Source organism: Corynebacterium stercoris, assembly GCF_024160105.1.
GTDB lineage: Bacteria > Actinomycetota > Actinomycetes > Mycobacteriales > Mycobacteriaceae > Corynebacterium > Corynebacterium stercoris.
Map to the genome: position 1 here is coordinate 260,912 of NZ_JAMFTQ010000002.1, position 20,283 is coordinate 281,194.

A 20,283-nucleotide genomic window follows, 5' to 3' on the forward strand; every position below is an offset into this window, starting at 1 on the left:
CAGTTATGAATGACACGTCTGCAGCCGAGCTGTACACACAACTTTCCCGCCTCACTCTTGCCGACGAGCGTCGCTTCCGCCGCCGCCTGAGGAAGGCCCACTCACCGGAGGCCCTCGCAGCCATTGCTGCGGACTTGGAGGCGGCGGCAACGATCGTCGAGAAGCGTGAAAGCGCACTCCCGGAGATCACCTACCCTGAGCAGCTGCCGGTGTCCGCGAAACGCGAGGACATCATGGCGCTCATGCGCGAGCACCAGGTGGTGATCATCGCTGGCGAGACCGGCTCAGGCAAGACCACGCAGATTCCGAAGATGCTGCTTGAACTGGGGCGCGGCCGACGCGGCATGATCGGGCACACGCAGCCGCGCAGGCTGGCTGCCCGCACGGTGGCCGAGCGCATTGCTGAGGAGCTGGGCCAGGACATCGGCGAGAGCGTGGGTTACGCGATTCGTTTCGACGACAAGGTGAGCGCCTCCACGTCGGTGAAGCTGATGACGGACGGCATCCTGCTGGCGGAGATGCAGCGCGACCGCTTCCTCAACGCCTACGACACGATCATCATCGACGAGGCGCACGAGCGCAGCCTGAACATCGACTTTCTGCTCGGCTACCTCAAGCGCCTGCTGCCGCGGCGGCCGGACCTCAAGGTCATCGTCACTTCCGCAACGATCGATCCGGAGCGCTTCGCCGCCCACTTCGCCGACGCAGACGGCAAGCCCGCACCGATCATCGAGGTCTCCGGCCGCACCTACCCCGTCGAGATCCGCTACCGCCCGCTGGTGGAGCATGTGGAGACGAAGGACGGGATCAAGGAGATCGACGCGGACATGATCGACCGCGTCGTCGACGCCTGCAAAGAACTCATGCGTGAGGGCGAGGGCGACATCTTGTGCTTCTTCGCCTCTGAGCGCGACATCCGGGACTGTATGGAGGCTATTGACAAGCAGCATTGGCGCGGCGTGGAGGTCGTACCCCTGTTCGGCCGCCTCTCCAACGCCGAGCAGCACCGCGTCTTCGCGCCGCACGCCGGGCGGCGCATCGTCTTGGCAACGAACATTGCCGAGACCTCGCTGACAGTGCCTGGCATCCACTACGTGGTGGACACCGGCCTCGCGCGCATCTCCCGCTACTCCACCCGCACCAAGGTGCAGCGCCTGCCCATCGAGGAGATATCCCAGGCCAGCGCCAACCAACGCTCCGGACGCTCGGGCCGTGTGGCAGACGGCATCGCCATCCGCCTATACTCCGAGGAGAACTTCGAGGCGCGCCCGGAATTCACCGACCCGGAGATCCTGCGCACCAACCTGGCCAGCGTGATCCTGCAGATGATTTCATTGCGCCTGGGCGACGTGAGCGAGTTCCCGTTCATCCAGCCGCCGGACCCGAAGTCCGTGCGCGACGGCTTGATGATTCTCCACGAGCTCGGGGCGATCACGGACAAGGAGCGCGACGGTGCTCCTGTACTCACCGGCATCGGCCGCGATCTGGCCCGCATCCCGGTGGACCCGAAGATGGCGCGCATGCTCGTGGAGGCAAACCGCCTCGGCGTGCTCGACGATGTCACGGTCATCGTTGCCAACATGACCATCCAGGACGTGCGCGAACGCCCCCTTGAGTTCCAGGCCCAGGCCGACCAGGCGCACGCCCGCTTTAAGGACAAGGAATCGGACTTCCTGTCCGCGCTCAAGCTGTGGGACTACATCAAGGATTCCCGCGACGAGCTTTCCGGCAACGCATTCCGCAAGCGGATGAAGCGGGAGTTTTTGCACTACATGCGCATTCGCGAGTGGTATGACCTGGTGCGCCAGCTCCGCGATGTGGAGAAACAGCTCGGGTGGTCCCGGGCGGAGAATGTCGTCGGCGAGCGCGATGCGGGTGCGATCCATAAATCCCTGCTTACCGGCCTGCTTTCTAACATCGGCGCCCGCGACGGCAACTCGAAGGAGTTCCAGGGCGCGCGCGGAACCCGCTTCATGATCTTCCCGGGATCGTCGTTAAGCAAGCGCCCCCCGGAGTTCGTGATGGCGGCGGAACTGGTGGAAACCTCCCGCCTGTGGGCGCGAGACGTGGCGAAGATCGAGCCTGCGTGGGTGGAGAAGGCCGCGGGCGATTTGTTGCGCCGCAACTACTCGGAGCCGGTGTGGTCTCGCAAGCGTTCCGCCGCGATGGTGCACGAAAAAACCATGCTCTACGGCGTGACCATCGTGAGAGACCGGCTGGTGCCGTATCACCGCGTGGACCCGGACGGGGCGCGCAACATGTTCATCCGCAACGCGCTGATCGCGGGCGATTGGAACCGCCACCACCTGTTCATCGAGCACAACGAGGCACTCATGCAGGAAGCGGCGGCTGTGGAAGAGAAGGTGCGCCGCCGCGGTCTCGTGGTCGACGAGGATACGCTCTTCGATTTCTACGATGCGAAGCTGCCGGCCGAGGTCACCACGGCGCGCCACTTCGACTCGTGGTGGAAGAAGCAGCGCCACGCCGACCCTCACTACCTGGACTTCGACCCGGCAACGCTTGTCGACGACGGCGGCGAAGACACCTCCGAGAACGCGTTCCCCAACCGCTGGCGCCAAGGCTCGATTGATTACGAGCTGCACTACAAGTTCGAGCCGCGCGACCCCTTTGACGGCGTCACTGTGCACGTGCCGGTCCCGCTTTTGGCAGGGCTTGATCCGGACGGCTTCGACTGGCTGGTCCCGGGCCTGCGCCTCGAGCTGATCACCGAGCTCATCCGCACCCTGCCGAAACCGCTGCGCCGCACCGTCGTCCCCGCCCCGGACTTCGCCGCACGCGCCTTGCCGCACGTGCAGGAGCTCGCCGAGGACAAGGAAGAGCTTCCGCTTAAAGACGCTCTTTCCCAAGCCCTCAAGACCATCGGTGTCAACGGTATTGACGGCACGGACTTCAACGCCGCCGCGCTGCCCCCGCACCTGAAGGTGACCTTCGCCGCCATCGATCGGCGCGGGGACGTCATCGACCACGACAAAGACCTGAACCAGCTGAAACGCAGGCAGGCCGGCAAGATCCGCTCGTCGGTGGCCAAGCACAGCCAAGCATCCGCCTCGGAGGCGGTGAAGCGCTGGACCGCCGATACCCTCGGCGAGGTGCCGGAGACCGTCACCACCGTCATCGAGGGCAACGAGGTGGATGCCTACCCCGCGCTCGAAGCGACCCCGGACGGCGTGAAGGTGACTATCCACCCGACGAAGGCGGCGGCCGATGCCTCCATGACCACCGCAACCTTGACGCTGCTGCTCCGGGAGATCACGGTCAACCCAGCCCAGATGACGAAGGGGATGCCGCTGCGCCACAAGGTGGCGGTGGACCACTACCCGCACGGCGGTGCCGAGGGGCTCGTGGACGACGCGCGCGTCGCGGTGATCAGGGATCTCATGCTCTCCCACGGCGGCCCGGTGCGCTCGCCGGAGGAGTTCGACGCGCTCGTGCGCGAAATCAAACCGAAGGTGGCGGGCGAAGTCCGCCGCATCGTCGTGGGCCTTGCACCCGCACTCGTCGAGTACGCGAACATGGCGAAGGAGCTGGAGCAGTGGGACGGGCCGGCGATCGAGGACATGAAGGCCCAGCTGCGGTTCTTCCTGCCCAAGCACGCTGTGACCATCCACGGAGCGCAGCACCTGCAGCACCTCCCCCGCTACATCGAGGCGATGCGCATTCGACTCGATGACATGCGCCTCGATCCGGACCGTGATGCGGACCGCCAAGCTGTAGTCGACGAGGCGAAGCGCTACGTGGAGAGCCGCATGCGGCAGCTGCCCGCCAACCGCCGGAAGTCAAAGGCGTACAAGGACATTCTGTGGCGGATTGAGGAGCTGCGCGTGAGCTTGTTCGCGCAGCGCCTGGGTACGCCGCAGCCAGTGAGCCAGCGGCGCATTGAGAAGCTCGCAGACAAACTGCGCTAAAAGTCTTCCCGGTCCCGCCGGCGCATGAGTCGGATCTCCGACTCGAAGTCGTCGGCACTTTCGAAGGACTTGTAGACGGAGGCGAAGCGCAGGTACGCGACCTCGTCCAGGGCCCGCAGCGGTTCCAGCACCGCGAGGCCGATCTGGTTTGCCGGCACCTGCGAACTACCCTGCGCGCGCACCGTTTCCTCCACCTGCTGCGCGAGGCGCTTCAGTGCATCGTCGGACACGTCGCGCCCCTGGCACGCCCGCCGCACACCCAGTATGAGTTTGTCCCTGTCGAACGGCTCGCTGACACCGTTGCGCTTGACGACGGTGAGAACGGCCTTCTCCACCGTCGTAAAACGGCCCCCGCATTCCGTGCACTCCCGGCGCCGGCGGATCGCGGAGCCGCCTTCGACGGCGCGGGAATCCGTGACGCGCGAATTATCGTTGTGGCAGAACGGGCAATACACGGCAATTACACCCCATATGTTGTGGCGGTTAAGCGTTATCCGCAAGCTTACTCCGCACGAGGGGGTGGGAGGGAGGCGCTAGCGCAGCTGCGCCGAGGCAACCTGGACGGCCGCGCTCTCGGACTGCGCCTGACCCTCTTGGTTGGTGAATACGCCGCCGAATGCGGAACCGATGAGGAGGGCTGCGGTGAGAACCGAGCCGAGGATGAAGTTGTCGCGGTTCTCGCGGCCCGGTTCGAACTCGACACGAGCCGAGCGGCGGCCGGTTTCCTTGGCGACGCCCGCACGCTCGAACGTTCGAGTCTCACGCGAAAGTGGTCGAACCGCGTGACAATTGCGCGCCGATGCGGCGAACGGCATGGAATCGGCGATGTCCCACACCTCGGCGGACGTACTGGTCGCGCGATCGGCCCAACCGCCTGCTGTGGTGGAAGACTGGGGACGGATTACGGTGGTCATGATGCTCTCCCTTCGTTGTTGAGGTGCATAGTATGAGCCGCCTCCGACATACCCTTCCGAGACAACGCTCAAGTGTTCGAATATCGGCTACGTGTTCGATTTATAGCAGGCGCTCCGCCCGCTGTCCAGACACGCGTGAAAAATATCGAACACACTTGCTTCACGTGGTAGCTTCGGGTGTGAGCCCGTGTTTCCCCGCACATCACGAAGGAGTGGGTATGGCCCGCAAGAAGATAGACCCGAACAGCCTCGACATGAGCACTTTGACGGACCGCCAACGCCGCATTCTCGAAGTCATCCAGGATGCCGTCGTGCTCCGGGGTTACCCGCCGAGCATTCGCGAAATCGGCGATGCCGCCGGCCTGCAGTCCACATCTTCTGTGGCGTACCAGCTCAAGGAGCTGGAGAAGAAGGGCTTCCTGCGCCGCGACCCGAACAAGCCGCGCGCCGTGGATCTGCGCCACCTGCCAGATACGCAGGCCAAGACCAAGCGCACAACTGCCGCGGCGCCAACGAACACGGATGTGCCGGAGGAGGCCTCCCAGCCGCGTTTCATTCCGGTCGTCGGCCAGATTGCGGCCGGCGCACCGATCCTCGCAGAGGAAAACGTGGAGGCCTATTACCCGCTCCCGGAGGAACTGTTGGCCGACGGGGACCTGTTCATGGTGCGTGTTGTGGGTGAGTCCATGGTGGATGCCGCAATCCTGGACGGGGATTGGCTTGTAGTCCGCTCCCAGCCGGTGGCCGAAGAGGGCCAGATCGTCGCCGCGATGATTGACGGCGAGGCTACCGCGAAGGTTTTCCACAAGGATTCCTCCGGCGTGTGGCTGCTGCCGCGCAATGATGCCTTCTCCCCCATCAAAGGCGATGACGCGGAGATCCTCGGTCTCGTAGTCTCCGTCTTCCGTTCGCTCTAATCCACTCCCCACTTCCGGGGGATTCGGAAACAAAGTCACGCGAACGGGCATACTCAGCGTGCGAAAATGGCCGGGTGCAGATGTACGCAGAGGAACGCCGCCGACAGATCGCATCCCTGACCGCGGTGGAGGGACGCGTTAGCGTGACCGAGCTGGCGGCGAAGTTCGATGTCACCGCCGAAACAATTCGCCGCGATCTCGCCGTACTCAACAAGGAAGGCATCGTCCACCGTGTCCACGGCGGCGCGGTTGCGACGCAGTCGTTCCTCACCACCGAATTCCCCTTGGACACCCGCTTCCGCTCGGCATCCGCGGCGAAGGATGCCATTGCGCGCGAGGCGCTGCGCTTCTTGCCGAACCAGCCGGGCGGGGCCATCTTCCTCGATTCGGGCACGACCATCAACGCTCTGGCGAATCTCATCGCGGCCGACTCAAACGCCACTGCTATTTCGATCGTCACGAACTCCCTGCCCATCGCGCTCGACCTGTCCACGGCGGGCCTGACTAACGTGCAGCTGCTCGGCGGCACTGTCCGCGCAATCACCCAAGCTGTCGTCGGCGACACGGCGCTGCGAACGCTGGCACTCATGCGTGCCGACGTCGCGTTCATCGGCACCAACGCACTTACCGTCGACCACGGGCTGTCCACGGCGGACGCGCACGAGGCAGCCGTGAAAGCATCCATGGTCACGAACGCCCGCAAGGTCGTCGTCCTGTGCGACTCCACCAAGCTGGGCAACGACTACCTGGTGAGTTTCGCCCCGCTGGATGCCATCGACGTTGTCATCACCGACGAAGCCGCCCCCGAATCCCTCCTCGCCGAACTCACTGAGAGCGGCATCGAAGTGGTGCTGGCCACAGACTAGAACGATTGCCCATTCGGGCATATTCGGGCATACTTGTGGTATCTAAAAACCACATTCAGAGGAGTCGGGCATTGCTTGTGACACTCACCCCAAACCCGAGCATTGATGCCACCCTGGAAATTTCCGCTCTTGTCCGAGGTGAGGTGGCACGCGCCACGTCCGCCCGTCGAGAGGCCGGGGGCAAGGGCATCAACGTGGCGCACGCCGCCGCCAAAGCCGGGTACCCCGCCACCGCTATCGCGCCGTGCGGCGAGGACGACCCGTTCGCGCCGGCAGCACGTGCGCTCGGCATCAACTTCGTGCCTGTCGCCGTCTCCGGCAAGGTGCGCACGAACACCGCACTGACCGAGGGGGACGGCACCACAACCAAGGTCAATGAGTCTGGGCCGACACTCACTCCGGAAGACCTAGCCGCGATGACTGCGACCGTCGCGACGCATGCGCGCCATGCTGCGGCTGTAGTGCTCGCCGGTTCGCTGCCCCCAGGGGCCCCGGAGGGGTACTACGCGGACGCAGTCGCGGCCATCCGCGCCGGATCCGAGGCCCTCATCGCCGTCGACACCTCGGATGCGCCACTGGTCGCGCTCGGCGAACGTCTCGACGAACGGACACATCCGGACATCTTAAAACCCAACGCGTTTGAGCTCGCGCAGCTGACGGGCGCGAACGGGCGCGAGCTGGAGGACCAGGCCGCCGCGGGCGATGTCACCGCGGTGATCTCGGCAGCCCGCACGCTGGTAGAGCGCGGGGTCGGCGAGGTGCTGGTCACCCTCGGCGGTGCCGGCGCGTGCTTGGTCACTGCGGACGGCTCGTGGGTCGCCACTCCGCCGCCTATCACGGTGCGCTCCACGGTCGGAGCCGGCGACAGCTCCCTGGCCGGGTACATCATGGCGCGCATCGACGGCGCTGATCCCGCCGAGTGTCTCCGGCGCGCCGTCGCGTACGGCTCCGCCGCAGCAGCACTCCCCGGTACGGGCATCCCCGTGCCCGCCGAGCTCGACCTCGCCAACACCATCGTTTCCCCCTTAGCTAGCGCATAACCCCAAGGACTTCTCATGCACGATGCATTGATTACTGAATCGCTCGTCGCACTCGACGTCGATTTCGGTGCTACCCCGCGCGAGGTCATCGGCCACCTCGCGGACCTGGTCGTCGGCGCCGGCCGCGCCTCCGACGCTTCAGAGCTCGCCGAAGCCGCCGCAGCGCGCGAGGCGAAGGCCGGCACCGGCGTCAACGGCCGCGTCGCCATTCCGCACTGCCGCACCTCTGCCGTCACCGAGCCCACCCTGGCATTCGCGCGTTTGAGCAACCCGGTCGACTTCTCCGGCCCCGACGGCGACGCCGAGCTGGTGTTCCTCATTGCTGCTCCGGAAGGCGGCGGCAAGGAACACCTCAAGATCCTGTCCCAGCTCGCCCGCGCGCTGGTGAAGGGCGATTTCGTGCAGACACTGCGCGACGCCGAAACCGAGCGCGAGGTTGTCGAGGCGGTCCTCGACGTCGTGAACGCCGAGCCGAAGAAGAAAAAGGCCGCCGCGGCAGCTCCGGCTGCGGGTTCTACCGTCGTCGGCGGAGCGGTAGCCGCGGGAGCGGAAGAAGCGTCGGCAAGCGGGAAGCCCAAGCTGCGCATCGCCGCTGTGACCTCGTGCGCAACAGGCATTGCGCACACCTACATGGCGGCCGACGCCCTCACCCAGGCGGCCGAGAAGCGCGGCGATGTAGAGCTGATCGTGGAGCCGCAGGGCTCCTCGGGCGGCGACCGGCTGGAGCAGAGCTTCATCGACTCCGCGGACGCCGTGATCTTCGCCCACGACGTGGCGATCCGCGATAAGGCGCGCTTCGCCGGCAAGCCAGTCGTCGACAGCCCCGTGAAGCGAGGCGTGAACGAACCGAACGCGATGATTGATGAGGCGATTCGCGCCGCGAACAATCCCAGCGCCCCGCGCGTGGTGGCAGCGAGTGCCTCGAGCGGCGAAGATTCCGCCACTGCCGGCACCGGCGAGAGCTGGCCGAAGCGTCTCCAGCAGGCTGTCATGACGGGCGTGAGCTACATGGTGCCGTTCGTCGCGGCGGGCGGCCTGCTGCTCGCCCTCGGCTTCCTCATCGGCGGCTACGACATGGCAAACGGCTGGCAAGCGCTGGTCACCCAGTTCTCTCCCACGAACCTCCCCGGGCACGAGGTGCTTATCGACGGCGAGACCATGACCTTCACGCGTTCCGGCTGGGCGCTGTATCTGGGTGCAGTGCTGTTCGCGACCGGCCAGATGGGCATGGGATTCGTGGTCTCGGCGCTGTCCGGCTACATCGGTTACGGCCTCGCCGGCCGCCCGGGCATCGCGCCGGGCTTCATCGGCGGCGCAATTTCTGTGATGGTCGGCGCTGGCTTCATCGGCGGCCTGGTCACCGGTATTCTCGCCGGCCTCATCGCCTACTGGATCCAGACCTGGAACGTGCCGCGCTGGCTCGGCTCCTTGATGCCGGTGGTGATCATCCCGCTGCTGACGTCGCTGGTCGTCGGCCTGCTCATGTTCATGCTGCTCGGCCGCCCGCTCGAGGGTGTCATGAACGGCCTAACCGGCTGGCTGGAGTCCATGTCCGGCTCCTCCGCCGTGCTGCTCGGCGTCATCATCGGCCTGATGATGTGCTTCGACCTCGGCGGCCCGGTGAACAAGGCTGCCTACCTCTTCGGCACGGCGGGCCTGTCCGCCGGCACCGACGCGAGCTTCCAGATCATGGCGGCTGTCATGATCTCCGGCATGGTCCCGCCGATCGCGCTTTCCATCGCCACCTTCCTGCGCAAGGGGCTGTTCACCCCGGCTGAGCAGGAGAACGGCAAGTCCGCCTGGCTGCTCGGCCTCTCCTTCGTGTCCGAAGGCGCGATCCCGTTCGCCGCGGCTGACCCGTTCCGCGTCATCCCCGCGATGATGCTCGGCGGCGCAACCGCCGGCGCTGTCTCCATGGCTCTCGGCGTCGGCTGCCAGGCCCCGCACGGTGGCCTGTTCGTCATCTTCGCCTACGAGCCCTGGTGGGGCATGCTGATCGCCCTCGCTGCCGGCGTGGCTGTCGCCACCGCTGCGGTGATCCTGATCAAGCAGTTCTGGCCCAACAGGGAGATCGAGAAGGCTGCTGAGGCAGTGGCGGTTTAGTCCGTCGCGGACCTACACTGGACACAAGTTATAACCACTTATTGAAAGGACACACGCATGGCTTCCAAGACCGTCAAGGTTGGCTCCACCGTTGGCCTGCACGCACGCCCGGCGACCGTTATCGCTGACGCTGCCGGCGAGTTCGATGACGAGATCATCCTCACCCTCGTCGGCGGCGATGAGGACGACGAGACCGATGCCGCCTCCTCCCTCATGATCATGGCGATGGGCGCAGAGTTCGGCGACGAGGTCACCGTGACCTCCGACAACGCTGAGGCAGTTGAGCAGATTGCCGCCCTGATCGAGAAGAACCTCGACGCAGAGTAAGCCCCCGCGCCGCACCGGCCCCTGCACCTTTGTTAGCCGAAGGTGTGGGGGTCGGTCACGTTTTCGGGCCCGCGCTTTTCGACGGCGAATTTCGAGGCGTACTTGCCCTCCCCGACCGTGTCGTAAATCCAGCGCATGAGCGGGTAGATGACGATGATGCCCACCGAGCCGAGCGCAATGCCTTCCAGTGTCACCTGCCCCACCGTGAGGGTGAGATTGCCGATGCCGACGATCAGCGCCACCGCTGCCGCGGTGAGGTTGACCGGGTCGGTGAAATCCACCTTGTTGTCTTGCCAGATGCGCACGCCCAGCATGCCGATGAGTCCGTAGAGGACGAGGCAGGCCCCGCCCAGAACACCGGCAGGGATAGTGAAGATCACGGCACCGAACTTCGGGATGAACGCGAGAACCACCGCGAACGTCGCCGCCACCCAGTACGCCGCGGTGGAGTACACCTTCGTCGCAGCCATAACGCCGATGTTTTCGGCGTACGTGGTCGTGCCGGAGCCGCCGAAGCCGCCTGCGAGCGTCGTTGCAATGCCGTCGCCGATGAGCGCGCGGCCCTGCATGTGGTCGAGGTCTCGCCCCGTCATCTCGGACACGGCCTTAACGTGGCCGACGTTCTCCGCGATGAGCACGACGAGTACAGGCAGGGTGACCAGGATCGCGGAGAGGTGGAACTCCGGGGTGTGGAAATCAGGCAGACCCACCCAGGGTGCTGCGCCGATCGTCGCCAATGCGTCGTCGCCAAGTCCCCCGCTCAGCGCGGCGAACACCCACCCGACGACGACGCCGATGAGGATGCTGAGGCGGGAGGCCATCCCGCGGGTGGCGACGGTGACCAGCACGATGGTCAGAAGCGTCACGCCGGCGACGCCCGGCTGCGTCTGCACGTTGGATACAGCCGTGGGCGCCAAGTTGAAGCCGATGAGCGCAACGATCGCGCCCGTGACCACGGGCGGCATCACCGCGTCGATGACCCGCTTGCCGGCGACCTGCACCAAGGCGCCGACGGCGATGAGCGCCACACCGGTCAGCAACACACCGCCGAGCTGCGCTCCCATGCCGTACTGCTGCGAGGCGGTCAGCGGCGCGATGAACGCAAACGAGGAGCCGAGGTAGCTCGGCAGCTTGTTGCGGGTGATGAGCAAGAAGATGATTGTGCCCAGGCCGGAGAACAAAAGCGTCGTGTTCACCGGGAAGCCGGTCAGCGTGGGCACCAGCAAGGTCGCGCCGAACATGGCGACCACGTGCTGCATGCCGATACCAATGGTGCGCGGCCAGCTCAGCCGCTCGTCGGGGGCAACGACCGCGCCCGGGCGCACGTGGCGACCGTCGCCGTGGAGGGCCCAGCCCAGAGAAGTAGAAGTCACGAGGTGCCATTATCGCGCGGCCTTAACCCGCTGCACCAATCGGCGCGCGTAGGTTTGACCTATGGAGATCATCATCCGCCACACGCCCGCCGAGGTTGCCCAGGTAGCCGCGAGCCTGCTTGAGCCGTTCATCCGCACTGGCGCAACGCTTGGCCTCGCCACGGGTTCCACCCCGAACCCCACCTACCAGGAGCTGATCCGCCGCCACCGCGAGGAGGGCTTGAGCTTTGCCAAGTGCCGGGCATTCCTGCTCGACGAGTATTACGGACTGCCCGCCTCCCACGAGCAGTCCTATCACGCGACGATCCGGCGCGAGCTCACCCACCACATCGATATTGCCGACGAAAACGTCCACTCCCTCGACGGCGCTGCTGTCGATCCCGCTCAGGAAGTGGAGGATTACGAGGAAGCCATCGAGGACGCCGGCGGGGTGGACATTCAGATCCTGGGTATCGGCACCAACGGCCACATTGCTTTCAATGAGCCGACTAGCTCCCTGCGCTCCCGCACCAGGCTCATCACCCTGCACCCGCGCACCGTCGCGGACAACGCGCGCTTCTTCGATTCCAGCGACGAAGTGCCGCGCCACGCGCTCACCCAGGGCATCGGCACCATCATGGAGGCGAGGCACCTCATCCTCATCGCTACCGGCCCCGCTAAGGCAGACGCGGCCCGCGCTCTCATTGAAGGCCCGCTCAGCGCTTCCTGCCCCGCCTCCGCACTGCAGCTGCACAACAACGCAACGGTGCTTCTCGACGAAGCCGCCGCCGCAAACCTCGAAGGCCTGGCCTACTACAAGGCGAAGGAACCTTACTGGCCCGTCGGGGAGACCTACAGCTGTTAGCTCACCACGAACTCGCGGTGCTGCTCCGCGATGACGCGGGGCAGGCGAACGTCGATAAGCGTGCCCTGCTCCTGATACTCCTCAGAGCGCACGGTGCCGTGCTCGTGGAGCAGTGACACCACGTCGCCGCGGGTGAAGGGCACGAGCATGGTGACGTGCTCGTCGAGGGTATTCAGGTACATCTCGATTTTGGCTTCGAGCTCGTCGATGCCTTCGCCTGTGAGCGCAGAGACGAACACCACGTCGCGTCCCGAGCGGTCGAAAGCGTGGCGAAGCTCGGCGAGCACAACGGGATCAGCCTCGTCGATCTTGTTCACCACAATGATTTCCGGGGGGATCTCCTCGCCGCTTTCGCGGGTGATCTCGGACAGCACGTCGTTGACCGCCTCGATCTGCTTCAGCGGAAACGCATCCGAGCCGTCCACGACGTGCAGCAGCAGGTCCGCGCCCGAGACCTCCTCGAGAGTGGACTTGAACGCCTCCACCAGCTGGGTGGGCAGGTGGCGAACGAAGCCGACGGTATCGGTGAGCACCACCGTGCGGCCGTCCGCGAGCTGCGCCTTGCGTGTCGACGGATCCAGGGTGGCAAACAGCGCATCCTCCACCAGCACGCCGGCATCCGTCATCGCGTTAATCAGCGAGGACTTGCCCGCGTTGGTGTAGCCGGCGATCGCGATCTTCGGCGTGGTCGACCGCGCGCGCTGGGCGCGCTTGACCTCGCGGGCCGTCTTCATATCGCGCAGCTGGTGGCGCAGCTTCGCCATTTCCGTGCGCAGACGGCGGCGGTCCGCCTCAATACGGGTTTCACCGGGACCACGCAGACCCACGCCGCCATTCGAACCGGCGCGGCCGCCCGCCTGACGCGACAGCTGGCCACCCCAACCACGCGTACGGGTGTAGAGGTATTCCATCTGCGCTAGACTGACCTGCGCCTTACCCTCTTTGCTCTTCGCGTGCTGCGCGAAGATGTCGAGGATCAGCATGGTGCGGTCAATCACCTTGACCTTGAGCGCCTCTTCGAGCGCCACCATCTGGCCGGGCGAAAGCTCACCGTCAAACACCACGGTATCCGCACCGGTGGCGGTCACGATCTCGCCGAGCTCCTTCACCTTGCCCGAGCCGATGTACGTGCCCGGGTCCGGCTTGTCGCGTTTCTGGTAGAACATGTCGAGCACCTCGGCGCCCGCAGTCTCCGCCAACGCGGCGAGTTCCAGCATGTTCGCTTCCATCTCCGCCGTCGTGCCCTCGGTCCACGCGCCGACGAGGATGACCTGCTCAAGGCGGAGCTTTCGGTACTCAACGTCGTAGCCGTCTTCTTGCTCCTCAGCGCGGATGTCGGTGTCGCGGTAGATGCGGCGCAGCGAGTTGCGGTCCTCCAAGTCGAGCGCGCCCGTGGTCGGGTCACCATAGGCGGTCTCCCCTGCGCCGGGCTGCTTCGCATTGTGGCGGAATGCGCGCGAAAGCAGCTCATCGTGCAGGTCTTCCTGCGAGCTGTTGCGGGAGTCTTGGGGATCAAACGCGGTTACAGTCATGCAATCCTTTATGTTTCTGCGTGCTAGATACTTCGTATCCATCTAACACCACAGCACCCGCTTTTCTTCCGGGCTATACCCGGGCGGGTAGGGTTAGCTGACATGACAGACACCATCAGCACAGACCTCGCAGCGATCGGGCTCGGTTTTCCCAAGTGGCAGGATGCCGTGGAAGCCGCGATCGCCTCTGGCTCCCTCGCCGTCACCGGCGAGGTGCGCGGCGGGCAGCTGATCCAGTACGTCGACGCATCCGGTGCCCAGCTCAACATCTTGGCGGTGGAACCTTTCGCAACCTTCGCCGGCTTCGACTCCACCACCCGCGCATACGCGCACATTACTCCGCTCACGGACGTTGTCGCGCTTGCCGATGTGGTTGATCCCCACGGCAACACCATGGCGTCTGCCACGGTGAACCTCGCACAGGGTCCGCTGGTTGTCGACGAAGCCACGCTCCAGTGGCAAGAGCTCGGCGTCACCGCCCTCGTGCTTGAGCACGAACGATTCGAGTCCATCGACGCGTACCTCACCGCCAACCCCGGAACCGTGGTCGGCGAAGTCCGTTCCAAGGGCGCCGAGGCGGTTGCCAACGGCGCAGCCAGTGCCCCCGACGCGAGCGCGGAGTTCTCCGCCCGCGTCCTTGGTGCCGAGTACCGCACCTCCCAGCTCACCGGCCAGCGCTTCATCCACGTGTCAGTGGACGCGGCTTTCCCCTTCGACGTGTGCCTGCCGGACGGCGACCTGCCGGAGCGCGACAGCGTCATCGCAGGCACCGCGGTGCTCGCCGGCTCCATCCCAGCCCCGTCCGGCGGCGGCTGCGGCGGTTGCGGAGGCTCCTGCGGCTGCGGCGGCCACTAAAGGGAGCACCCGGCACCCATGAAATCCTCGGATCGCGACCTCGCCCGCGCCATCGCGGGTGCGTTGGTGCTCGCCGCCGTGGTGATGCTTGTGGTGCTACTGCGCGTGCCGGGGCTGATCCTCTCCCTCATCCTCGTCGCCTTCGTGGTGATGGTCGGGCGGAAGTACCAGCCCAGCCCCGAAGTTGAGGCACTCCATGCGTCGCTGAGCTACGCGCGCGACGACATCATGGAGGTCCTCACCTCCTACGAGCAACTGCAGACCGGCGCCACCGCGGCCGACATCGCGGACCGCACGTTGTACTACCCCGCCCTGGCAAACCCGGACAACTCCGTGCCGGAGGTCAACGAGTTCCTCCTGCGCGCCTCCTCCGCGCGGCGCTTCGTTGCGCGTATCGACGCATATTTAGAAGACCCGCTGCTCGACCGCGCCAAGCTAGAAAAGCTCATCAACGTGGCAGACCAGCGGGCCTTCGAATTGCAGACGGCGTGGGACGACGCCCGCCGCGCGGCGCGCGAGATCGGGCCGGCGTAGGGCCGAGACTTAGCCCAGCCCGCCTGCCAGCACCCCGCGAGCCACGATGCGGGACGGGCCGGTCATCTGGGCGCGGCCGTCCTGCAGCTCGATGGTCAGCGCACCCCCGGGGACGTTCACGGTGACTTGGCCGTGCTCGATACCGGCGTCGGCGAGCGCGGTTTGGGCGGCGGCGACGGTGCCGGTGCCGCAGGAGCGGGTCTCCCCCACGCCGCGTTCCCACACGCGCATGTGCACCTCGCCGCCGTCCTCGCCCGGTGCGAGCTCGGTGAGCACCTCCACGTTCACGCCCGCGGGGAAGAACTCGCGGTCGAACTCCGGCTGGGAGAACGGCATCGCGGCGAGCTCCTCGGCGGTGAGACCGGGGATCACGCAGGCGAGGTGCGGGTTGCCCACGTCGACACCGATGCCGGCGAATTCAAAGTCCCCCATCCGCGCGGTGGACACGCCAGTGACCGCAACCGGGCCCATGTCGACGGACACGGTCGCGTCGACACCGTCGGCGGCGAGCACGCGGATGACTTTCACGCCGGCGCGGGTGTCCACCTCGAACTTCTCGGCGGTCTCGAGGTCCTCGGCCACCAGGACGTGAGCGAAGGCGCGGATCCCGTTCCCGCACATCTCCGCAATGGAGCCGTCGGCGTTGCGGTAATCCATGAACCACCGCCCGGTCTCGGGGGAACGCACGACACGCAAGAGGCCGTCGCCGCCAATGCCGGCGCGGCGGTCGCACAGCCACGCAACCTGCTCGGCGGTGAGGTCGAGCTCGTCGTTGACATCGGTGAGCACCACGAAGTCATTCTCAGTGGCGTGGGCTTTGATGAAGGGCAGTTGCGCGGTATTCACGTCGACGAGCTTAACGCTCCTCGACTGTCTTCAGTGCCTCCCCCACCACGTCCTCGCCGGCCGCGTCGAGCCACACAATCCGCGGGTCTCGGTTGAACCAGGAGCGCTGACGGCGCACGTAGCGCCGGGTGCCGGTGATGGTCTGCTCGCAGGCGTCGGCAAGCGAAAGTTCCCCGTCGAGGTGCGCGAGGACCTGCGCGTACCCGATGGCGCGGCCTGCGGTGGATTCTCGGACGAGGCCTCGGGCGACGAGGCCGCGGACTTCGTCGACAAGCCCCTGCTCGAACATTTGGCGGGTGCGCAGCTCAATCCGCGGGTTCAGCCAGGCCGCGTCCGTGCGCAGCCCAAGGATGCGGGTACCCCAGCGCGGCGGCGCGTCCTTCGGCGGCTGCGAGGCCTGGAAAGGTTGGCCGGTGAGCTCGATGACTTCGAGGGCGCGGACGGTGCGGCGCGGGTCCTTGTCCTCGATGACGCGGGCGGCTTCCGGGTCCACCTCCGCGAGCTCGGCGTGCAGCGCGTCGACACCGATCTCGGCGAGGCGGGCCTCGTAGCGCGCGCGGACTGTGGGATCGGTGGGCGGGAACTGCCAGTCGTCGAGCAGCGATTGCGCGTAGAGCATCGACCCGCCCACCAGGATTGGCACCTTGCCGCGCGCGGCGATCTCCTCGACGGTGTCCACCGCGAGCGCCTGATACTCTGCGACGGACGCGGTGCGCGTGACCTCCCAAATGTCGAGCAGGTGGTGCGGGATTCCTTCTCGTTCCGACGGCTGAAGCTTCGCCGTCCCGATATCCATCCCGCGGTACAGCTGCATCGAGTCGACGTTGACGATCTCCCCGTCGAGGCGCTGCGCGAGCGCGATCCCCAGCGCGGACTTGCCGCTGGCGGTGGGGCCGACGACTGCGATGGGCGCTAGCATGCGACCTCCCACACGCCGACGTAGCGGCCGACACCGAGCGTGTCGTCGGCGTCGATCAGCTCCGCGCTTGCCGGGGAAAGCTCAGCAAGCATTGTCCAGGGCTCGGGCTTGACGACGCCCGCTTCCTTCAGCGTCTCAGCTTCAGCCAGCCCTGCACCGCCTGCGATGAATCGCTGCAGTGCGGCGTGGATCTCGGGTGCAGAGTCGATAAACGCGAGCGGCGCGCGCGGAGTGAGGCCGGCAGGGCCGTCCGCAACGATGACGGTGAGTGCATCCGGGTCGAGTGCACCGATGGTCCCCCGGGCCGGACGGTACTCGCGCTTGCCGAGTAGGTAGCGTGCGAGCAGCTCGCCGAGATAATTGCCCGCCCCGACTTGGACGTGCGGAGCACCCCAGGCGGTGAAGGTGCCGGTGCGTGCGGTGTATTCGTCGTCGGAAAGCGGGCACACCACGTCCACCGGCAACCCCGAGAAGCGGGCAGACATCTCGCGCACGGCCCCGGCCAGGCGTTTCGACGCGGCATCCGCCGGTGCCAGCGCCGTGACGAGCGCCGGTGAGCCGGGGATGATCAGCACGGGGGCAAGGATTGATTCCACCTGCCCCACCCTAGCCAGTTAGGAAGGTAAACCTGCCCCGCGGCGGTCGGACCACGGTAAAGTTGGAACACACTCGCTTTGCACGGCAGCCGCGTCGCGCGGCACAGCAGAAAGGATCCGCTTCGATGACCACCCCCAACCAGCCCACGCCCACCCCGGGCGAGGCTACGCCTCGTCCGAACCCTTCCGCGATGGCGAACCGGGCACCGAAGCCGGGCCCGCGCCCGGGTGCTCGTCCTGGCTCCGCTGACCAGCAGCAGACCACCCCGTCCCCGGTGCCCAAGCCGGCGGCGGGTGCAGGTGCGGTGAAGTCCGATCCCTCCAAGTTCGGCCGCATCGACGAGGCTGGCACCGTGTTCCTCACCCGCGGCGGCGAAGAGCGCGAGATTGGCTCCTGGCAGGCCGGTACCCCGGAGGAGGGCCTGGCGCACTACGGCCAGCGTTTCGACGATCTGGTCACCGAGGTCGAGCTGTTCGAATCCCGCCTCAAGGCCCACCCTGAGGACGCCGCCAGCCTGCGTACCAACGCCCAGGCGCTGAAGGACTCGCTGGCAGAGACTGCTGCGATCGGCGACTTCGACGCGCTCGAGGCTCGCCTGGACGCAGTCATCGCCGAGACTGCCGAAGCCGGCGAGCGCGCCAAGGAAGCGAAGGCCGCCCGCCGCGCCGAGGCAATCGCCCGCAAAGAGACCCTCGCTGCCGAAGCAGAAGACCTCGCCGAGAACTCCACGGACTGGAAGGTTGCGGGCGACCGCATCCGCGACATCCTCGAGGAGTGGCGTACCATCCGCGGCATCGACCGCAAGACCGATGACGCGCTGTGGAAGCGCTACTCCCGCGCCCGCGACAGCTTCAACCGTCGCCGCGGCTCACACTTCGCCGAGCTGGATCGCGGCCGCGCCGCTGCGAAGAAGGCCAAGGAGGAGTTGGTCACCCGCGCAGAGGCGCTGAAGGACTCCACCGAGTGGAACGAGACCGCCCGCGCATTCCGCGACCTGATGAAGGAGTGGAAGGCCGCCGGCCGCGCCCCGCGCGAGGTCGACGACAAGCTATGGGAGCAGTTCCGCGCAGCGCAGGACCACTTCTTCGACGCCCGCAACGCCGTCAACGCCGAGCGCGACAAGGAGTTCGTTGCCAACGCCGAGGCCAAGGACTCCCTGCTCGCCGAGTACGACCCGCTCATCGACCCGTCCAAGGGCCTCGACGCCGCCAAGGCCAAGCTGCGCGAGCTGCAGGACAAGTGGGAGGAGATCGGCTTCGTGCCGCGCGGACAGGTCCGCGAGTACGAGGACAAGATCGCCAAGATTGAGAAGCGCGTGTCCGATGCCGAGGATTCCCGTTGGCGCAAGTCTGACCCGGCCGCCCAGGACAAGGTGAACCAGTTCCAGGCCCGCGCAGACGAGTTCGCCGCGCAGGCGGATGCCGCCGAGGCAAAGGGCAACGCCAAGAAGGCTACTGAACTGCGCGAGCAGGCGAAGCAGTGGCAGGAGTTCGCCGACGTGGCGGCCAAGGCGGCGAGCGACCGCTAGTGCCCACCGCACTCCAGTTTGTGCCCCGACCCCACGCGACCGGCACCGCGCACACCGCGCATGCCGAAGCCGTGATCGGGGCATATGCCTTTTCCGCCACCCTGGCGATTCAGGACATCACGGGCCTGGCCACCTCCGGCGTCACCGCGTCCCACATCGCGAAGCGCCTCGAGGGCTCCGCCGAGTCGGAGGCGCTGCTCTTTGCCATCACGTCCCGCCACGCGCTGCGCCCCGTCACCGATCTCGGCTACCCCGAGCTCATGGAGGACGACCTCCTGGACATCGACGCCTGGGTCTTCATCTCCCTGCCCCTGCTCGAGGACACCGGTGTCGTCGAGGCGAACGTCACCCTCGACGCGTCCATCGCGCCGCTTCCCGGCGAGGAGGTTCCCGCCGCGCCCTGGCACGGGGCTTTCACGCTTATCGACGATCTTTCTACCCACCTCGCCCGCCCCACCCGCCAACTGTGGGTTACCCACCCCGTCGGCGACTGGACCCCGCCGGGAGCGCAGGAGTTCGGCTACGCCGCCGCCTTCCGCGAGGACCAGGCGGTGTTCAAAGCGGAAGCTGCGGTTGGCCTGCAGGCCACTGCCAGCGCTCGTGCAGCCGCCCCTGCCAGCGCAGACCCCCATAGTCATGACCCCATAGTGGCCGAAAAATCGGGCGGTGTCATGTGGTGAATGCGCCACCTGACCGGGAGGTTGTTGTGGGTCGACGTTCGACGCCTATGCATGTGCGCCAGGCTGCGCTGGCCAGGGTTGAAGCGGGTGAGGGGGTGTATGCCGTCGCCCGCGATGTAGGCGTGGGACCGGATCGGGTGTACGCCTGGATGAAAGCTGCCGGGGTTGTGCCACCCCAGACCAAAAGCGCGCGGGCGAAGGATCTGGTGCTGGGCGATGCGGTGCAGTTGTGGCAGGCAGGGATGTCAATTGATCAGGCGGCGGCAGCGGTAGGACTAACTGAAGCGCAGTTGCGTTACCGTTTGCAGAAAGCGGGTTTAGTTTCGGTCAAGCCGGGCAAATCCCCAACGCCTATGCACGTGCGCCAGGCTGCGCTGGCCAGGGTTGAAGCGGGTGAGGGGGTGTATGCCGTCGCCCGCGATGTAGGCGTGGGACCGGATCGGGTGTACGCCTGGATGAAAGCTGCCGGGGTTACACCACCC

At 66.3% G+C, this 20,283-nt stretch carries 19 protein-coding genes; 12 read left to right on the top strand and 7 right to left on the bottom strand.

Going from position 1 to position 20,283, the window contains the following annotated elements; genetic code table 11:
* Positions 1–5 precede the first annotated feature (5 nt).
* On the top strand, positions 6–3,926 hold the full coding sequence (gene hrpA / locus M5J20_RS03410) for an ATP-dependent RNA helicase HrpA (RefSeq protein ID WP_253576312.1): 3,921 nt from the start codon (positions 6–8) through the stop codon (positions 3,924–3,926).
* Here the strand turns inward: hrpA and nrdR are convergent.
* Positions 3,923–4,381: a transcriptional regulator NrdR gene (nrdR, locus tag M5J20_RS03415; RefSeq protein WP_253576314.1), complete on the bottom strand. Its 459-nt coding sequence runs from the start codon at positions 4,379–4,381 to the stop codon at positions 3,923–3,925. The two genes, hrpA and nrdR, sit on opposite strands and share 4 nt — an antisense overlap.
* 78 nt (positions 4,382–4,459) lie before the next feature.
* Positions 4,460–4,840, bottom strand: coding sequence for a hypothetical protein (locus M5J20_RS03420; RefSeq protein WP_253576315.1), 381 nt, complete (start codon positions 4,838–4,840; stop codon positions 4,460–4,462).
* A gap of 218 nt (positions 4,841–5,058) precedes the next feature.
* Between M5J20_RS03420 and lexA the strand changes: the two genes are divergently transcribed.
* The 5 genes from lexA to M5J20_RS03445 all read left to right on the top strand — a co-directional run bounded on the left by lexA (position 5,059) and on the right by M5J20_RS03445 (position 10,093).
* The gene (gene lexA / locus M5J20_RS03425) at positions 5,059–5,757 is read left to right on the top strand and encodes a transcriptional repressor LexA (RefSeq protein ID WP_253576316.1); all 699 of its coding nucleotides are present in this window, start codon (positions 5,059–5,061) and stop codon (positions 5,755–5,757) included.
* Between the two features lie 80 nt (positions 5,758–5,837).
* The gene (sugR, locus tag M5J20_RS03430) at positions 5,838–6,623 is read left to right on the top strand and encodes a transcriptional regulator SugR (RefSeq protein ID WP_253576366.1); all 786 of its coding nucleotides are present in this window, start codon (positions 5,838–5,840) and stop codon (positions 6,621–6,623) included.
* Positions 6,624–6,694: 71 nt separating this feature from the next.
* Entirely contained in the window at positions 6,695–7,663 is a 969-nt protein-coding gene (locus M5J20_RS03435; RefSeq protein WP_253576317.1) for a 1-phosphofructokinase family hexose kinase, read from the top strand.
* Between the two features lie 15 nt (positions 7,664–7,678).
* Positions 7,679–9,766 carry a PTS fructose transporter subunit IIABC gene (locus M5J20_RS03440; RefSeq protein ID WP_253576318.1) on the top strand — a complete coding sequence of 696 codons (2,088 nt, stop codon included), beginning with the start codon at positions 7,679–7,681 and terminating at the stop codon, positions 9,764–9,766.
* A 57-nt stretch (positions 9,767–9,823) separates the two neighbouring features.
* On the top strand, positions 9,824–10,093 hold the full coding sequence (locus M5J20_RS03445) for an HPr family phosphocarrier protein (protein WP_253576319.1): 270 nt from the start codon (positions 9,824–9,826) through the stop codon (positions 10,091–10,093).
* Positions 10,094–10,125: 32 nt separating this feature from the next.
* Here M5J20_RS03445 and M5J20_RS03450 read toward each other — a convergent pair whose 3' ends face one another.
* Entirely contained in the window at positions 10,126–11,466 is a 1,341-nt protein-coding gene (locus tag M5J20_RS03450) for a uracil-xanthine permease family protein (protein WP_253576320.1), read from the bottom strand.
* A gap of 61 nt (positions 11,467–11,527) precedes the next feature.
* Here M5J20_RS03450 and nagB point away from each other — a divergent pair, with 61 nt between their 5' ends.
* Entirely contained in the window at positions 11,528–12,310 is a 783-nt protein-coding gene (nagB, locus tag M5J20_RS03455) for a glucosamine-6-phosphate deaminase (protein ID WP_253576321.1), read from the top strand.
* On the opposite strand, the gene hflX is transcribed toward nagB, so the two are convergent.
* Positions 12,307–13,842 (bottom strand): GTPase HflX, encoded by a 1,536-nt coding sequence (gene hflX / locus M5J20_RS03460; RefSeq protein WP_253576322.1) that lies wholly within the window; start codon positions 13,840–13,842, stop codon positions 12,307–12,309. The two genes, nagB and hflX, sit on opposite strands and share 4 nt — an antisense overlap.
* Positions 13,843–13,956: 114 nt before the next feature.
* Between hflX and M5J20_RS03465 the strand changes: the two genes are divergently transcribed.
* Together M5J20_RS03465 and M5J20_RS03470 are read left to right on the top strand one after the other, a co-directional pair.
* Complete coding sequence (locus tag M5J20_RS03465) at positions 13,957–14,697, top strand: hypothetical protein (protein WP_253576368.1); 741 nt, start codon at positions 13,957–13,959, stop codon at positions 14,695–14,697.
* 18 nt (positions 14,698–14,715) lie between these two features.
* On the top strand, positions 14,716–15,231 hold the full coding sequence (locus M5J20_RS03470; RefSeq protein ID WP_253576323.1) for a hypothetical protein: 516 nt from the start codon (positions 14,716–14,718) through the stop codon (positions 15,229–15,231).
* A 9-nt stretch (positions 15,232–15,240) separates the two neighbouring features.
* On the opposite strand, the gene dapF is transcribed toward M5J20_RS03470, so the two are convergent.
* From dapF to M5J20_RS03485, 3 genes are read right to left on the bottom strand one after another with little or no spacing between them, the layout of a single operon-like run.
* Positions 15,241–16,077, bottom strand: a complete 837-nt coding sequence (dapF, locus tag M5J20_RS03475) for a diaminopimelate epimerase (protein WP_253576324.1) — start codon at positions 16,075–16,077, stop codon at positions 15,241–15,243.
* A gap of 10 nt (positions 16,078–16,087) precedes the next feature.
* Positions 16,088–16,996, bottom strand: a complete 909-nt coding sequence (miaA, locus tag M5J20_RS03480; protein WP_253576325.1) for a tRNA (adenosine(37)-N6)-dimethylallyltransferase MiaA — start codon at positions 16,994–16,996, stop codon at positions 16,088–16,090.
* Positions 16,990–17,592, bottom strand: a complete 603-nt coding sequence (locus M5J20_RS03485) for a hypothetical protein (RefSeq protein ID WP_253576326.1) — start codon at positions 17,590–17,592, stop codon at positions 16,990–16,992. Before M5J20_RS03485 ends, miaA begins: the two co-directional genes overlap by 7 nt.
* A gap of 125 nt (positions 17,593–17,717) precedes the next feature.
* Here M5J20_RS03485 and M5J20_RS03490 point away from each other — a divergent pair, with 125 nt between their 5' ends.
* From M5J20_RS03490 to M5J20_RS03500, 3 genes are all read left to right on the top strand, one after another.
* On the top strand, positions 17,718–19,121 hold the full coding sequence (locus M5J20_RS03490) for a DUF349 domain-containing protein (protein ID WP_253576327.1): 1,404 nt from the start codon (positions 17,718–17,720) through the stop codon (positions 19,119–19,121).
* Positions 19,121–19,801, top strand: coding sequence for a hypothetical protein (locus M5J20_RS03495; protein ID WP_253576328.1), 681 nt, complete (start codon positions 19,121–19,123; stop codon positions 19,799–19,801). Before M5J20_RS03490 ends, M5J20_RS03495 begins: the two co-directional genes overlap by 1 nt.
* 47 nt (positions 19,802–19,848) lie before the next feature.
* The coding region (locus tag M5J20_RS03500) for a hypothetical protein (RefSeq protein WP_253576329.1) at positions 19,849–20,283 on the top strand (435 nt) is incomplete at its 3' end.

Bases quoted from the DNA above. Each gene is read 5' to 3' on its own strand.
- hrpA (WP_253576312.1), top strand. From the start codon at position 6: ATGAATGACACGTCTGCAGCCGAGCTGTACACACAACTTTCCCGCCTC.
- M5J20_RS03420 (WP_253576315.1), bottom strand. From the start codon at position 4,840: ATGACCACCGTAATCCGTCCCCAGTCTTCCACCACAGCAGGCGGTTGG.
- lexA (WP_253576316.1), top strand. From the start codon at position 5,059: ATGGCCCGCAAGAAGATAGACCCGAACAGCCTCGACATGAGCACTTTG.
- sugR (WP_253576366.1), top strand. From the start codon at position 5,838: ATGTACGCAGAGGAACGCCGCCGACAGATCGCATCCCTGACCGCGGTG.
- M5J20_RS03440 (WP_253576318.1), top strand. From the start codon at position 7,679: ATGCACGATGCATTGATTACTGAATCGCTCGTCGCACTCGACGTCGAT.
- M5J20_RS03445 (WP_253576319.1), top strand. From the start codon at position 9,824: ATGGCTTCCAAGACCGTCAAGGTTGGCTCCACCGTTGGCCTGCACGCA.
- nagB (WP_253576321.1), top strand. From the start codon at position 11,528: ATGGAGATCATCATCCGCCACACGCCCGCCGAGGTTGCCCAGGTAGCC.
- hflX (WP_253576322.1), bottom strand. From the start codon at position 13,842: ATGACTGTAACCGCGTTTGATCCCCAAGACTCCCGCAACAGCTCGCAG.
- M5J20_RS03470 (WP_253576323.1), top strand. From the start codon at position 14,716: ATGAAATCCTCGGATCGCGACCTCGCCCGCGCCATCGCGGGTGCGTTG.
- miaA (WP_253576325.1), bottom strand. From the start codon at position 16,996: ATGCTAGCGCCCATCGCAGTCGTCGGCCCCACCGCCAGCGGCAAGTCC.
- M5J20_RS03490 (WP_253576327.1), top strand. From the start codon at position 17,718: ATGACCACCCCCAACCAGCCCACGCCCACCCCGGGCGAGGCTACGCCT.